Annotated in this window: 15 protein-coding genes; 11 read left to right on the top strand and 4 right to left on the bottom strand. The window is 32.9% G+C overall.

Going from position 1 to position 16,172, the window contains the following annotated elements; genetic code table 11:
• Nucleotides 1-20 precede the first annotated feature (20 nt).
• From Q1B05_RS06985 to Q1B05_RS06975, 3 genes are all read right to left on the bottom strand, one after another.
• Nucleotides 21-662 carry a hypothetical protein gene (locus Q1B05_RS06985; RefSeq protein ID WP_299779016.1) on the bottom strand — a complete coding sequence of 214 codons (642 nt, stop codon included), beginning with the start codon at nucleotides 660-662 and terminating at the stop codon, nucleotides 21-23.
• A 137-nt stretch (nucleotides 663-799) separates the two neighbouring features.
• On the bottom strand, nucleotides 800-1,336 hold the full coding sequence (locus Q1B05_RS06980; RefSeq protein WP_299779014.1) for an HD domain-containing protein: 537 nt from the start codon (nucleotides 1,334-1,336) through the stop codon (nucleotides 800-802).
• 15 nt (nucleotides 1,337-1,351) lie between these two features.
• The gene (locus Q1B05_RS06975; RefSeq protein ID WP_299779012.1) at nucleotides 1,352-2,257 is read right to left on the bottom strand and encodes a hypothetical protein; all 906 of its coding nucleotides are present in this window, start codon (nucleotides 2,255-2,257) and stop codon (nucleotides 1,352-1,354) included.
• Between the two features lie 181 nt (nucleotides 2,258-2,438).
• Here Q1B05_RS06975 and Q1B05_RS06970 point away from each other — a divergent pair, with 181 nt between their 5' ends.
• From Q1B05_RS06970 to Q1B05_RS06925, 10 genes are all read left to right on the top strand, one after another.
• Nucleotides 2,439-2,789 (top strand): hypothetical protein, encoded by a 351-nt coding sequence (locus Q1B05_RS06970; RefSeq protein WP_299779010.1) that lies wholly within the window; start codon nucleotides 2,439-2,441, stop codon nucleotides 2,787-2,789.
• A gap of 2 nt (nucleotides 2,790-2,791) precedes the next feature.
• Nucleotides 2,792-3,664 carry a hypothetical protein gene (locus Q1B05_RS06965; protein ID WP_299779008.1) on the top strand — a complete coding sequence of 291 codons (873 nt, stop codon included), beginning with the start codon at nucleotides 2,792-2,794 and terminating at the stop codon, nucleotides 3,662-3,664.
• The gene (locus Q1B05_RS06960) at nucleotides 3,665-4,798 is read left to right on the top strand and encodes an adenylosuccinate synthetase (protein WP_299779007.1); all 1,134 of its coding nucleotides are present in this window, start codon (nucleotides 3,665-3,667) and stop codon (nucleotides 4,796-4,798) included. It begins immediately after the preceding gene.
• A gap of 51 nt (nucleotides 4,799-4,849) precedes the next feature.
• Nucleotides 4,850-5,266, top strand: coding sequence for a hypothetical protein (locus tag Q1B05_RS06955; protein ID WP_299779006.1), 417 nt, complete (start codon nucleotides 4,850-4,852; stop codon nucleotides 5,264-5,266).
• A 93-nt stretch (nucleotides 5,267-5,359) separates the two neighbouring features.
• Nucleotides 5,360-6,421: an SMI1/KNR4 family protein gene (locus Q1B05_RS06950; RefSeq protein ID WP_299779005.1), complete on the top strand. Its 1,062-nt coding sequence runs from the start codon at nucleotides 5,360-5,362 to the stop codon at nucleotides 6,419-6,421.
• Between the two features lie 55 nt (nucleotides 6,422-6,476).
• The gene (locus Q1B05_RS06945) at nucleotides 6,477-8,963 is read left to right on the top strand and encodes a hypothetical protein (protein WP_299779004.1); all 2,487 of its coding nucleotides are present in this window, start codon (nucleotides 6,477-6,479) and stop codon (nucleotides 8,961-8,963) included.
• A 3-nt stretch (nucleotides 8,964-8,966) separates the two neighbouring features.
• Nucleotides 8,967-9,626, top strand: coding sequence for a DUF1266 domain-containing protein (locus Q1B05_RS06940; RefSeq protein ID WP_299779003.1), 660 nt, complete (start codon nucleotides 8,967-8,969; stop codon nucleotides 9,624-9,626).
• Nucleotides 9,623-11,875, top strand: coding sequence for a tetratricopeptide repeat protein (locus tag Q1B05_RS06935; RefSeq protein ID WP_299779002.1), 2,253 nt, complete (start codon nucleotides 9,623-9,625; stop codon nucleotides 11,873-11,875). Before Q1B05_RS06940 ends, Q1B05_RS06935 begins: the two co-directional genes overlap by 4 nt.
• 26 nt (nucleotides 11,876-11,901) lie before the next feature.
• Nucleotides 11,902-13,878: a sensor histidine kinase gene (locus Q1B05_RS06930; protein WP_299779001.1), complete on the top strand. Its 1,977-nt coding sequence runs from the start codon at nucleotides 11,902-11,904 to the stop codon at nucleotides 13,876-13,878.
• Entirely contained in the window at nucleotides 13,875-14,510 is a 636-nt protein-coding gene (locus Q1B05_RS06925) for a response regulator transcription factor (protein WP_299779000.1), read from the top strand. Before Q1B05_RS06930 ends, Q1B05_RS06925 begins: the two co-directional genes overlap by 4 nt.
• A gap of 57 nt (nucleotides 14,511-14,567) precedes the next feature.
• Here Q1B05_RS06925 and Q1B05_RS06920 read toward each other — a convergent pair whose 3' ends face one another.
• Nucleotides 14,568-15,560: a hypothetical protein gene (locus tag Q1B05_RS06920; RefSeq protein ID WP_299778999.1), complete on the bottom strand. Its 993-nt coding sequence runs from the start codon at nucleotides 15,558-15,560 to the stop codon at nucleotides 14,568-14,570.
• Nucleotides 15,561-15,712: 152 nt separating this feature from the next.
• Between Q1B05_RS06920 and Q1B05_RS06915 the strand changes: the two genes are divergently transcribed.
• The gene (locus Q1B05_RS06915; protein WP_299778998.1) at nucleotides 15,713-16,108 is read left to right on the top strand and encodes a hypothetical protein; all 396 of its coding nucleotides are present in this window, start codon (nucleotides 15,713-15,715) and stop codon (nucleotides 16,106-16,108) included.
• Nucleotides 16,109-16,172 lie beyond the last annotated feature (64 nt).

The following is a 16,172-nucleotide window of genomic DNA, read 5'->3' as shown; positions in this document are numbered from 1 at the left end:
TAATGTCTTAAATATCGGATTTAATTAAAAAGAATCGCTGTATTATTCTCAATACTAAATTTTGCAGCATCCATAAGCGTAACACATACTAATATTTCTATCCAAAAATCACCTTCATTAGAGATAATTTTATTTAATTCATCAATATTAGTAACCATATTGTTTTCATCTAAACCAATACCTAAATGCTTAGTAAGACTTTTTAATTCTTTTAAAAGACTATAAGAAGACCCAATCATTGCTCCAGGAACAGGATTTTTTTCAGTATCAAAAAGAACTTCTGGTAATTCTACAGGAAGATAAAAACCTTCTGCATCAGAGTGTGTTAAAAGGTGACTCGACATATAAGAATAATGATCTTCTAAAACAGCATCACCTGTAGGATCTTCTTCTGAAGAAAAAGGTTTTGGCTCCCAGTTTTCGTTATCTTCATTTTCCCAAGCGTGAGCTAAGAAACGTCTTAAATGATGTAAAAAACTATACGGAAAACCACCAAATTGTAAAGGCGTTCTTTCCATAACTACGGGTTCTTGATAAGGTTCTACACCATTTTTTATTAATATAGTATTTATGTTTTCAAAAATCACTTTATAACCTTCATAACTATCAGGTTCATTTTCTTTTAAATCTACTAATATCCCACTAGAAATTGTTAATCCCATAATTTTATTTGTTTTATTTTACAGGACAAAATTAGATCTAAAGCATCTTTTTTATATCACTGAATTTAATGATAATTATAAATAATGATATTTCGATTTGTATGCATTCCAGATATTTAGCACAAAAAAAACACGCATTAATTGACGTGTTTTTTATAAGCTTGTATTTTATTTAGAAGTCTCTCATTAAGATATTCATTTTTATCTCGAAGTGTTTCGGCAATCAACATCGCCTCTTCAGCATATGCTTTTATTTTGCTCGATTCCCAAGTACTTGGTGGTTGTTGAAGGTTGGTTATGCGATCTGCTAATTTCACTAAGCCGACTTCTTTTTCTAACGTATTTATCCGCTCTAAACTATCCAACATGCGCTCTCTTTTTGTAGAAAACGTAACATCTTTAGTCAGCGCCTGAACACCTTTAGCGATAGCTAAACCAAATTCATTTGTAAGGGCTTCAAAAGACGTATCGGTATCTTCTAAAGTATCGTGTAACAATGCTAATTGAACAGCAAAAACCAAATCGAAATCAGGCTTATTTTGATAAGCTACTAACACTTCCATAGCAACATTAGAAAGATGCAAAAGATAATTCGCCGAACTTCCTGGCACCTTTTGCTTACTGTGTTTTTCTCCTGCGAATTTTATGGCTTTTTGATAATGTTCCTGAATCATACCTTAGATATTAAATTACAGCCACTCCGCTTCAATCCCCATCTGTTCAAACTCTTTATAAGCTTCATCGGTAGCATAACACAAAGTTACTTTTTTTAAGTTAGGAAATTGTTTGGCATCTATAGCGGTTTCAATATCCCAATATTCGACAGCTCCTCCTGAAAATCGACATAAGTTCATATAAATATCGTTTCCGCCATCTTGGTAAAAATCGGTAATTTCAGAAGCCAATCGTTTTGGTATAGGTAGGTCTTTAAAATATTGGGTGACTTCAGCTATTGGTTCGTAGCCTTCTTCATCAATATCAATATCTCGAGCTTTATACCAATCTGCAAATTCATACAAATCAAACACAGGTTGTATCAGCTCTTTCATATACATCAGCTCTTCAATCACAGATAATTTAAATCCAAAATCTACAAACGTAAGTACTTCTTCATCTAAAGGTTTAATGCTGTATTTATCTTTAGGAATGCCCGCACCACGTACGTAAGGCGTATATTCACTAATTTCAATAGCCTCAATTTGTTCTCTTCTTACAGAAAACCAAGCACTAATGTTATTGACCACCAATGCACCACTATCATCACCTTTAAATAATTTAACATGCTGCTGTTTATGCGACTTATAATAACTCACTATATTCTGACTATTATAATAAAATATACCACCAAAAGTCTGCTTCGGACTAAAATTATGAGTATCAAGATTTAATGATATAGTAATAGACTCTGCAACATTCCCATCTTTAGAATACGCCATAATTCCTAAATCAGACCAAGTAAAAATGGTATTATATTTTCTTTTAAACATTTTAACATCATCATTTAAGCATTGTTTTAAAGTATCTATAGATACTGGAAATTCGATGGTAACAGTATTAATTTGAAATCCTTTTGAAGATAAATATAATATAATCATAAGTGCGTTTTAAGAGCACCAAAGATAACAACTCGACTGTAAATATATTAACGGATTTCAGTGATATTAGTAATTGCAAAATGACAATAGAATTCGAAATTCTGTAATAAAACTAAAAATCCCCCTTTTCAGTGATAAAATAAACGACTTCAAATAACTAACTTTGTGGTAAACCTTTTTTATGGAAGATAATGTAAAAAGTGCTGCTTTTTTAGAATCATTAAAGCGCAACAATGAAAAAATAAGAGATGATCGTGCAAGTGCCATCGCAGAAGATGCACAATTGATGTACAAACGTGAAACGGAAGATTTATCCTTGTCTTTAAAACGCCTAAAACGCGAACAAGAAAACATGTTAGACATGAGTCCGACAGACGCAAATAGTTTGGTATTAGCTTCAGATTTTGATGCTAGAGATTATGTCGCCAAAGATTTAGAAATGTCTGTAAAGATTAGAAACTTAGAAATTAAATTAGAATTAGCCAAAAAGCGTTATACGCACTTATTTGGTGGAATAATAAATGAACTGTAATCATGGGTGGAGGAAGATTTAGTAACGATGCATATGCACGTTTACGAAAAATGAAAGACTATACTAATAAGTCTAGAGAAGAAATATTTACATCCAGACACATAGATCCAGAAATGGATCCTACAAAAGCACTTGTTAGAGAGTCTCGAGATTCTGAAGAACATCCTGAAACGGTATCTATTATTGTGGCTTTAGATGTTACTGGAAGTATGGGATTTGTACCCGAACATATTGTAAAAGAAGCATTACCAGACCTTATTGGTTCTTTAATGGAAGCTGGAATTGAAGATCCGCAAGTGCTATTTTTAGGTATTGGCGATTTTATATACGACAGTGCACCGTTACAAGTTGGGCAGTTTGAATCTTCGGCAGAATTATTAGACCGTTGGTTAACCCGCGTCTACTTAGAAGGCGGAGGTGGTGGAAATAATCAGGAAGGCTATAATTTGGCTCATTTATTTGCGGCACGTCATACAGCGATTGATTCTTGGGAAAAAAGACAACAAAAAGGCTTTTTATTCACTATTGGTGACGAACCTGTGTTCCCTACCATTCCTGCTGAAATCATTAAAAGATACACCTGTACTAATGAGGCCGAAACAATTACTACCGAAGCCATTATTAAAGAAGCACAAGAGACCTATAATGTATTTCACATGCATTTAGAACATAACGAATGGGCAAAACAGGAGAAACGTAAAGGCAACTGGAAAGCGCTTTTAGGTGATAATTATATAGAAATTCCAGATTATAAAACGGTAGCAAAACGCATTGCAGAGGTGGTGATTCAAAACCATAAACCAAGTACGACAATACCAACAAGTACCAATACAACATCAGGAAGTACAGATGTTGAAGTAGAAAATATGTTATAAATGCCAAAGTGCAGTATAGTTATAGATTTAGGGTTCGGTGATGCCGGAAAAGGGGTAACTACCGATTTTCTGGCATCGCAACATCCTGAAAAAAGTATAGTGGTACGGTTTTCTGGTGGACATCAAATTGGACATACCGTAAGTACAGAAAAACTAACGCACACCTTTAGTAACTTTGGTTCCGGTACGTTATTAGGTGTACCTACTTATTATTCAGAGTACACTACCCTATTTCCTCCTGCCATTTTAGATGAAGGTGATTTTTTAAAAACCTATCAACCAAAATTATATGTGCATCCATTAGCGATGATTACAACGTTTTACGATATTGCTTATAATAGAGCAATTGAAAAACAACAAAATCACGGCTCTTGCGGTTTGGGTTTTGGCACAACTATCGCGAGAAATAAGGAAGAAGTATATCTCTATGCAAACGATTTACAATTTAAATGGGTTTTAAAACAGCGTTTACAGAGTATCAAAACCTATTACAATAATAAACTAAAAAGTCAATCGAAATCTGTTCAAGCGTATTATGAAAACGAACTAAATGATTACAAAGACGACTATTTTATAGATAGTTGTTTAGCCATTCAGAAGTTTTATAGTATTGCCTCATTATCTGATTTAGCAGATACTTTTAAGTATTTTATTTTTGAAGGCAGTCAAGGGATTTTACTCGATACCCAACATGGTTTTCATCCGCATACCACCTGGAGTTACACCTCTTCTAAAAATGCGATTCAGCTTATCAAATCGCATTTAAAAACGATTTCAGAAATAGACATCTATTATGTATCACGCTGTTATCAAACGCGTCACGGCAATGGCCCAATGGCGGAAACCGAAGCTGTAATCCTTCAGAATCATGAAAATGAAGCGAACGTAACGAACGAGTTTCAAGGCGTATTTAGAACCCAAGCTTTAGATCCCGAATTACTAAATTACGCTTTAAGTTGCGATGGCATTCATCATCAAGATTTAATCAGCAACAAAAACCTTGTAATAACGTGCTTAGACCAATTACCTCATTTTTCTTATGCTAATTTGCTTCAAAAATTAGACACAACATTCAATACCGTATATGGAAGTTACGGACCAAAACGAGCATGTGTTAAAAAGCTTTCAGAATAATGTTATAAGAGATTATAACTCGACTTTAAATATAAATTCACAAAGTACAACATGACTAAAACAGACACTGAATTGGGTATTGAATTAAGTTCTAAAGCAAAAAATAAACCTTTAGTTTTTGCTCTATTTATGATAGGGCTTTGCCTAATTTCCCTACAAGATACATATATAGCTGCAGTGATGCCTTTAGGCTGTGCTATCTTATTTTTTGGTCTCTATGCCTTTAATAAGAAGCTTAATATTTTCATTTTTTTTGAGACCCATTTCGTGTTTCAACCAGGAGTTATAGGTAAAACAACGGTGCCTTATAGTGCGCTTAAATCTTTTGCGGTTGAAAAAAAAGTCATCGTGATTACGTATGAGAATTCAGACGGAAAAGAAAAGAAAATCAGATGCCTTGTTAGTCAGATTGAATCAAAGCAATTTCCATTATTAGAAAGTACGTTAAAAGATATAATTAACAATTAAACACGTATCGCCTTTTATATAAAATCATTAGTTTCAGGGATAAAGATTACGATGTTCCAAAGTACTTTAGCATTCTAAATCTAGAAACGTAAAATGACCAACTTTATAGCATATTCCGACGAATTAAAAGATTTACAATGGGACGATTTTAATTTTGAGACCATTCAAATAAATACCTTTCCTGTACTTGAAGATCCTAATCATTATAGTAATTGCTTCACATTTAGAGATACACTTTTAGAAGCTGTAACAAAACGTACCGGAAAGCCAATTTTTAAGCTTTTGCTTATTACGCCAGACAATGAAACTATTCACCATTTTTATGGTATTGGATATTTAGAGGGGAAAGTAGTTTATACGTTTGAAATTGAAAAAACACCATTATTTGAAGAATGGTATGCCACAATTCTTCGTGATGATGACGATGAAGATACACACACATTAGTCTCAACTATTTACGATTTTAGCAAAAATGGCTATAGTTCACAACCTGTAACAAATTTAAAAAACACCTCGTTACATGAAAATACAGGAGCTTTTATTGATAAATTCATTCCAAATCAATTTATAGCAGAAAAATTAGCCAAAGAAAAAGCCGATTTTCTAAGCTCTTATATTCAATTAGAAGCTCAGATTAATTTAGAAGAAGTTGCACAATCTTTTATTGCTCTAATTACAGAAAAAAGATTGAAATTTAATCCGCCAACTAACAATGATGCCATTTATACGAAATTTGAAAACGAAGCAGGTTTTCCTTTTCCACAGATCATTAAAGATTTTTTAACACTACATAACGGGATTGACAGATGCGCCATAATGGGGGCTGAAGATATTTATAAAGAGTGGAAACAATGGAAAGATTGTTATGATGATTGGACACAAGAGGAATTATTAGACACCTACTCTACCAACAAAGGAAAAGCATTATTAATGTACACTACACCGTACTGGATTCCGTTCTTCGATTTACAAAACGGTAATTTTTTAGCTTTCGATTTCGCTCCTAATACCAAAGGAACTGCTGGCCAGATTATTCGTTTTGGCGCCGATCAAGAAATTGGATATATTGAAGCCGAAGATCTAAATGCTTTGCTAAAAAGTTTAATGGGTGATGAAGGTGACATTGAAGATAACGAATGGGTTTATGTTGAATAAGATCTTCCAGAAAGCATAAAACAGATTAAAACATAATTTGAATAATACCCCGTACATGTCTGCGATTTTTAAAGAACACATATTACCTCAATTAAACACAGAATCTCTTGAAGCTTCTGAAGTAAAAGCTATACTACAAGTTTTGGAAGTATTAGATACTACAGACCATGACACTTATAAAACATTGACCAATAGTAGTAATATAAAAAGTGTAAACACAAAATTCACTAAAAATGTAGCACAACACATCTATTTTTATCCAAAATTATACGCCAATGAAAAACAAGGTTTAGAGTTTGTAGCTTCATGGGCACCATTATTAGAACAAGGATTTTACCCGGATGAAAAAAGCATACATAAACTAGTCGAATTCTTACAGTTTAGTTTAGGATTTATACATTCGGAACATCTTGCAGAATCTTTAATCTCACAGTTCTTTCAAGTCTTAAAAAAGCTGGTACAAAGTGAATCTGAAGCTTCTCTTCCTATTACTCGTTTTTTAGTGAACACTATTTTTGACATTCGAGATGTATTGAGTTCCGATTTTTTAATTCAGCAATGCCTGAAACACAATATATTGGTCGGAAATTATTCTGTAGCTCATTCAGATCAAACATATTCAACACATCCGTTTAAAATAAACACCGATTTCATACAACATTTCTTTGCTGGAGATTGGTTTAAATTCACTGCTAAACTACACAAAGCATTACCTGTTGGTCGCGTGTATGTAACTTCTGCTTACGATATAGTAAAACCTTGGTTAAGTGAAGAATTAGCGTCTTTCTATAAAGACTATTCAAATGTGGCTATAATGGCAAACCATGCTATAAAAGAACGATTAATTTTTGGTGAAGTAAAAAGTTTAGAATTATTAAATATAAAAACCACTGAAAATATCTATCCGTTAATAGCAGGTTTAGGTGCTAAAGTTTGGGATGCTGGAGAAGTATTATTATTCAATAATCGCGATAAAAATATTCCGCAAAAACAATTAGATATTTGTTATCTACGATTTATAAATTGGTTAACGGCAGATGGCAGAAGTAATTTTTACACAGAAGCTTTTAAGGAGTACGGTATACATATTCTAAGTGATAGTACTGCAGAAGCGCTTCCATTGCAATGCATTCCGTTTTGGTTTGATACCTGTCATCCAAGAGTAGGTATTGCTAATCAAACAGAAACTTACAACACTGTATTTTCAAAGGTATTAATTAAAGATTGTAAAGGAACGCTTCCTTTAATGCGTTATCAGAACCAAGATTTTCAAGTAACTGGTACGTTTTTAATTCAGAACGTATTTCAAACGCAAAACAACTTCAAAGCATGGCTTCACAACTTTACAAAAGCAGGTCTTAAAAATCCGTTAAATCAGTTTTTAGTCCGTATGTTTTACGATGCACGAGAGGTGTTAGCGGAATTATATAATGCAGAACAGCAAGACATTTTACAAGTATATTTATTAGCATTAGCCTATTCGGCAAGAGACACGAATGATGTTATTAGAACACAACATTTACCATTCATTGTAAAAACACTTACTGCATTATGTACAGAACCAGGGAATTTTACACGAGTTAACGAGATTTCGGCACTAAAAAATATTGATACTTGCGTTGAAGACCTTTGTAGTGACTTCGCTCGCGGACATTACATTAATGAAAACCGCTCTTTGGATTTAAATATTATTCAAGCGTGGTTTAATTATTTAGGCGATTTTTATTACAGTTACCGACAAGAAGCTGTTTGGGTTTCAGATATGTTAACTACACAAGGCGTACGTACTGCAACCTATTTTAACGCTATAGAAGAAGATGTGAGTTACTTTTTAGATAGAGCCATAAACCGTATCATCTCTTTTCACAGAAAATGTAAAATTAAAAGCTCTGAAAATATTGCTTTCGAAAAAATTTCAGCAGAAATGGAAGTGTATTTAACCGATTTTCTAGGGGAATTAAAAAAAGATAAGCTAAACGCAAACACTACTAAATATCTTTATGATTATAGTCTAAGTACGATAGCCGATTTCAGTAATAAAACAGAATTAACAACAGCTATCGAAGTCTTTTTTCAGAACCTCTTTAATGAAGAAACAACGACAAAAACAGCTACAACTGTTAATAATCCCCTATCGATTACATTAGAAATGGAAGTTACTGAAATTAACCAAAAATATGTAGATGCTGTACTTCATAATCTAGAGAATTATAGCAAAAACCAAAACAGTAATGTCCAACTTTTACAACCTTTAGATGAAAAAATAGAAGAATTTAAAGTTTGGTTACTTGATGATGAAACAGGAATTGAAGCACGATTTAATCAAGCTCTTTACATGGCATTACTCGATACAAATTTAGCACCAGGAACAGCACAAGAAACCTACGGAAATATTTGCCGAAGTTTGTTTGTACACTTAGTAAAAGGCACTAAAATGGCACTTTCATATGGAATGGGATTACAGGCTATGGCAAAATCCGGAGCCTATTCAGAAGAATTAACAACCGCTTTATTACAAGTTGTTGATCAATTAAATGCTTAGATAATGACACAAGATATAACACCTGAAATACAAGACCAATTAAATTTATCGGCCTTGATTTTAAAGAAAAATTATAAAAACGCCAACTTAACAAGTTGGTCTGGTTTTGACTTAGAAAACGACATGCACGTAAAACAAGCCAAACGGCTTTTAAACTTGTACGGTATAAAATCTGGTTTGCATTTACGTAATAGTTTACAACGTTATGAAAGCGGACAAATGGTCTCACACAAGTTCGAAAAACTAGCTTTAGAATTTCGTATGAGTACCACAACCGACTTTGATGCCAAATACAATGCCGAAGAAAACCCGAGTACAAAAGGCATCTATAAAATGGTGTGGAAATACCGTTTCAGCCTAAAAAAAGAAAAACTTATTGGCTACGAAATGGCATATTATATTTTTCAAATGCGCTTAGGTCATGTATTAGGTTTTATGAATACAGATGAAATGATTTTACGTCTAGAAGAAGCTAATGACACTATAAAATCTACTTTTTCTAGTTGGAGCGATTTTCACCGTAACGTATGTTTAGGAGATGAATACGTTTTAGGAGTAACAGAACAAGATGTGAGTAAGTTTCCGGGCACAGAAACCCTTTGGGAATGCTACCAACGTTTACATATAGAACATGCCGACTGGTTTAAAACATGGAAAAAATGAGTGTAACAAGACAAGACCTTATCCAACAAATTAAGCGTGCAGAAGACCTCTACAAAGCGAATCTTTTTACGCATTTAGAGCCCATAATAACTCATATTAATGAAAATTTTGAAATATTAGGAGATCGTAATCTTGCTGATATTGCAAGATATTATCGTATTTGCATGTTATACATTGGCGTTTATGAGGAGCTTAACATAGATGCTATGGAATCTTATTTAAACGCATTAATAAATATTAAAGAAGTATTACCTTCAGATTACGAGTATGTGTGTAGTTACTATAAACAATGTAACGAATCGGTGTATGAAATGGCATTAATAGCACATCCATATAACGAAACACTGCACTTACATTATGCGTTAAAATTACAAGAAGAAAAACGCTTTAATGAAGCCATTATTACACTTAAATATATTTTAGAATGTTATCCAGCATTAACAGAAGCGCGTTTTTTATTATGGGATATTCAATCGACTCAATTAGAACAATTATGTGACTCTTCTGAAGAAGCAGATTGTTACGAATTATTAGATTTAGCATCAGCAACACACAATACAGCTGTTTTAAAAGGGTTACAGTTAGATGAACGTTTAGACCTAGCTAGTCAGAATTTAGCACGTATTCAAGTGGATTTATGGGAGCGTAAAGCTTCTGAAAATCAAAAGCAATGGGTTTCGGAATGGCGACTTCTAGAATTAAATAATACCACCCGTATTTTATTAGCAGATTATGCCAAATCTTTTATGAAATATGATATGGTATCTCAAATTCTAGGAGCACCAGAGCAACCTAATTTTCCTGAAGAAGACTATAGTAATTTTAAAGAATATCGAGCCTATATGCAAGCCTTAGCAAACTCAGGTTGGCAATTGGCACAACATCAATATGTACTCATTGGAAACTCGTCTTACTATTATTCAAAAAACAAAAAAACCTTAGAAATTTGTGTCGAGCGTGGCTTAGCATTAAATCCTAAAAACCCAGTATTACTTGTCTTAAAAGCGAAGTCTTTTTTCTTTAACTTAAATTATCAAGAAACTGGACAAGCGTACCATGAAGCCTATAGAAACGGACTTCGAATGAGTGAATATTTGTTTTACTTATTAGAAGTGAATAGCCGTATAGAAAGCTGGCAAGGCATATTAGATATAGTCGTACAATTTCATAGACGAAAAACACCAACGCTTAAAACCTTATTTTTCCAGGCTCGTGCTTTAGTGAAATTAGGCCGATTTGATGAAGCCCATGAAGTGATTAATGAAGCCCTTAACGATTTTCCGTTACCACCACATTCTTATGCACCATGGTTGTATAATTTACGTATGGTTATTCATAAACGCAATCAGAATTTTACGGCATTTTTTGAAGATATGTATGCTGAAATTGAGTTTTATAAGATTGGAGATTCGGATTATTGTAGCACCATGAATATGTGTATTGAAGCCCTTATAGAAATGGGCGATTACAAAGAAGCGCACAAATACGCCATTTATAATTACGAGCAAGAACAATTAGCACCCGAGTTATATACTGTATTTAAGTGGATTTGTTTTTTCGATTATTTAGCAAAACCAGACGATTTACCTGACGTAACAACAGACGATTTAATAGACAATCCAACAACATTTTTAGAACACAGAAACAACGGGTTTGTACACTGGATGTTAGGCGATAATACTGCTGCTGCTACAGCCTTACAAAAAACAGCGCCTTTAGCCACAAATAAAGCCTATTATTTAAAATTAGCATTATCATGTGCTAACGAAGGTTTTGGTGAAAATGAACCTGCTATTACACTTTGTGAAACCATTCAAAAAGAAGTACCTCAATCTAGAGATTGGAAATTAGGTTTTGATTATGCAAATTTACTACATCAAGAGCAGCGATACGCCGAAAGTTATGATGCCTTTCAAAAGCTCTTGCAAAACTACCCTGATTATTGCTTTTTTCAATTTGAAAAAGACGAATTTAATGTACTATTAAAAGTATTAAAAGAAGCTTCTAAAGGTTTTGGATATTTAGAAGATTACACCAAATACAACGCGATGTTTTTAAGTAGAGATAAACCTTCAGAACTAGCATTGTTAGAACACCTAGAAATTGCAAAAACAAACTCTAAAGATGATATCTTTCTGCAGCATAATTTATTAGAAAACATCTCTAAATTAGATATTGCATTTGAAAATGATGAGCTTGAAACGTTAAAACAAATCAAATCTAAAATAAGGTCGATATATTTCGCCTAAAGGTGTTAAGTTTACAACTTTTATAAATGAAGCAATTTACAAGATATTCGATTTTAACTGTATTACTCTTCTTAGGAGTAATTAATGTGGCTGTAGGGCAAACTTCAAACAACACATCAATTATAGACTCGCTTTCTGTTGCATATTCAAATAATTTATATACAAATCCACAACTTGCAAAAAAAGCGGCTTTAGAGTGGCTTCAAGAAAGTAAGAAGTTAAATATAGAGCTTCAAGAGGCCAGAGCACTTTATGCTTTAGGAAATTTAGGCAATATTACTGGAGATTATAAAAGCACAATAAAATATACAAATCAGACCATTACTTTACTTAAGAAACTTGAGATGGATAAAGGTTTAGCAGCTTGCTATAATATATTAGCTTCTGCTTATAAAAATTTGGGAGAATACCCAAAAGCCATTGATAATTTTATGCAATGCTTAAGTTTTTCAGAAAAAACAAATAATAAAGTACAAGAAGCCAATGCGTATCAAAATATAGCGACACTGTATCTGCTTCAAAAAGAGTATAAAAAATCTGCTGAAAATTTAGATCGTGCTGCTAATTTATATAGAGAAATTGGTGATGACGATGGCGTACTTACTACCCTATTTAATTTTGCGAATATTTTAAAAGAAGAAGGTAAATTTGATCAGGCTCGTAAACATTACCAAACGGTTTTAGGATATAGAAAAAAAGAAGGAAATAAAGCCGTTGTCGCTTATGTAAATATTAATCTTTCTCAGATGCTTGTGGAAGAAGGTAAATGCGAAGAAGCCGTTGTTGCTTTAAAGAAAACGTTAACGCTCTTAGAAGAACTTAAATTTAGCTCTGATATTACCATTGTTTTAAATGATTTAGGTTTATGTGAAACAAAACTAGGACATACACGAGAAGCAATAAATTATTTTCAACGTGCTCTATCTATTGGCGAAGAACAATCACTACTACGCTATAAATCTGATATTTACAAAAACCTTTCTCAACTTTACCAAAAAGAAAACAATTATAAAAAAGCACTGGAATTCTATCAAAAAGGAGTCATAAGTGTTGCTGAACAAAACTCGCTTGACAAAGAAAAATATGTTGCTAAAATTCAAGAACGTTACGAAACACAATTAAAAGAAGCCCGAATTCAACTGTTAGAAAAGGAACAAAAATTAAGCGAAGCAGAATTACAAAAAGCAGAACTGACAGTAAAACGTCAACTTTTAGTAAGAAATGCTTTAATTTCCGGTTTTGTACTGGTTTTAATTACCTTAATTATATTAAGACTTTCTTATATTAAGCGATTACGTGTGCAAAAAGAATTAAGTTTACAACAGGAAGAAAATGCGAAACAGAAGATTAGTCAGATGATAAACGATCATAAATTATCTGTTATCGAACGTTATCAAGAAGGGCAAGATGAAGAACGCGCCAGACTTGCACGAGAAATTCATGATGGTATTGGTAGTGATTTAGCTGGTATTAAGATAGCCTTCGAGCATTATATAGAAAATCATCAAGACGAATCGCAATCTAAAAGAATTGCTAAAGCCATAGGTAATGCTTGTGTAGATGTACGTAGCCTTTCTCATCAGCTTCACCCACTCTCCTTTTCTAAAATAGGATTTACAAGTTTTCTAACCGATTTTATAGATCAGATTACTCAAAAAACACAAATAGATATTCAAACTTTTTTCTTTCCAGAAGAAGAGATAGATCAATTACCAGATGTACTTTTAGCAGATGCTTACCGAATTGTACAAGAGTTAATTAATAATATTCTAAAACACGCAGAAGCTACCTATGCAGATGTACAACTTACAAGACATGAAGATCATTTAAATATTGTGATTAACGACAATGGTAAAGGGTTTCAAAAAAGCAAAAAACAAGGAATAGGACTTCGTAATATTAAAGAACGACTTCATAAGGTGCAAGGTTCTTTAGAGATAGATAGTAGTCCGGGGCACGGTACCTCGATTACGATAGATATTCCAATAAATAAAGAATTATGAAGAAAATAAACATCATAATAGCAGACGACCATTTAATGTTTCTTGAAGGTATAAATACCATTTTAAGTGACATGGAGGAAATTGGTGAAGTGCATTTAGCCACCGAGGGAAAGCAAGTAGTTCGCTTACTTAATCAGTTTGAAATTGGTTTAATTATAAGTGACATTAGCATGCCTAAAATGGATGGTATAGAATTACTTACAGAGATTAAGAAAAAACATAGTGATGTTAAAATCATCATGTTGAGTATGCTAGATAATCATAGAACGGTGCACAAAGTAATTCAAAAAGGTGCGGATGGATTTGTTCCTAAATTTACAAGTAAAGAGGAATTACAAAAAGCAGTACGTACGGTTTTAGGTAATGAACAATATTTCTCTGAAGTGATTAAACAACGCTATATGGAAAGTGTTTTTGAGCGTAAGAAATATAAAAATATAGAATTATCGCCTCGTGAAAAAGAAGTTTTAGCGCTTTTAGGAGATGAACTCACTTCTAAAGAAATTTCAGAAAAATTATTTATTTCGGTAAACACCGTAGAGACACACCGAAAAAATATTCTTTTAAAAACAGGCTCTAAAACCACAACCGGAGCCGTAAAATATGCCATAGAATCTGGTTTGTTCGACTAACAAAAAAGGGTTTTGAATTTTAAAATTCAAAACCCTTTTTTATTTAAATACAACTCATTATTTCGTTCTTATGCCCTCGGCTTCTATAGTGCTTATAATTTGCCTTAGTTCTTCACGGTACGACGTGGTATCATTCTCATCGGTTAATAACTCTCCACGATAGATAAATTTGGTATCTAAATCAAAATACACCACATAAAGTCCCGTTTGCGGATTTCTCCATTTACCATTTCCGTTATTTACAATCCGTTTATCTTCTAAATATTGTATCCAAGCGCCTCTAGACAAGGTCGATTTATCCATATAAATTTTGCTATTTTCAGTCGTTTTAAAATACGGATATGGTGTTTCTAATTTAGCATGTATATGTTTTAAAATCATGGTTTTTAAGTTTTCAAATCCCGCTGCCTTTTCAGATAAAACCATAGGGTTCTGAATCCGTTTACTATCTTCAATATCTAACGGGATTATAATAAAACCATCGGGATGACTCGCTGTTTTAATAAGTAAACGAAATTGATACCCTGTATTTAATGCTTCAAAAGATTGATTTAATCGATCTATAAAACGAGTTACAATATCATCTAAGACTTCAGGTTTTAAATCGCTATTAAAATTCAGTTCAATAGTTTCTGTCGCAAATGTAATTTCAGGAATTTCAGTTTTAAAATCGGCTATAACAGCCTGTCTCGTTTCGTATTGTTCTACTGCACTTTTATATAAATCGTCTACAGTCATGTTATCAGAAGTAGGATACATGGGTAGGGTGTCGTTTTCTAATATATGCTTCAGATTAAGGTGCGTATAAAATGCTATTTCAGGAATGGCCTTATCATAAATAAGCATACCATACATATTAGGATCCATGGTTGCCGCGTTAAAAAACAGCGTTAAATCGCTAAATCCAAGTTTGCCATCATATTTTTTTTGCAGATAGTCTCCTAAATTTTGTGCCGCTTTTTTTTTAGGTATCCCAATATAATTTGCACAACCAACTACAATAAGCAGTACAATTAATATGCAAATAACTGATAAAATGGTAATTTTCATAATACTCTTGTCTATCATATAAATGTATAGCAATATACATGTTAAGTACTCACTGAATTCCGTGAGTTTAAACATTCCCGTAAAGACGGTGTTTTTCTGCCCATGGGTTCTAATATCTTTGAAGTATTAATTAAACAAAAAAACCTCAAATCATGGGATTACAAGAAAAAAGAGCAGCAAAGTCTATAGAAGATCAATATTTAGGAGAGTATCAAAAAGAAATTAATGAGATTGTAGGTAAAGAATTACCAATTAATATTAACTGGGATACTTTTGAAATGGACTTTATAAAATTTGTACCAAGTGTATGTTTACAACGTCTTACAGATGGAATTAAATTGGTTTGTAAAGACGATATGGGAAAAGAAGCTATGGCAGAAAGTGTAAATTCTATTGAAGTATACTGCATTCCAAATGAAGGTGCCGAAGCTAACAAAGCATTAAAATTAGAAGATGGCGTATTTTCTTTAACAGCATGTTGGGGTGGTCACCACAGTGGTTATTTTATAGATTTAACCATCCGTGAATATTTAGAAAATAATTTATAGTATTACACATTTATAAGTACTTATAATTAATACAAAAAGGGAAAGCCGAATACGCTTTCCCTTT

The organism is uncultured Formosa sp., assembly GCF_947500765.1.
In the GTDB taxonomy this organism is placed as follows: domain Bacteria; phylum Bacteroidota; class Bacteroidia; order Flavobacteriales; family Flavobacteriaceae; genus Formosa.
Note: the sequence above shows the minus strand (reverse complement) of the source record. Positions and strands in the feature narration are given on the sequence as shown.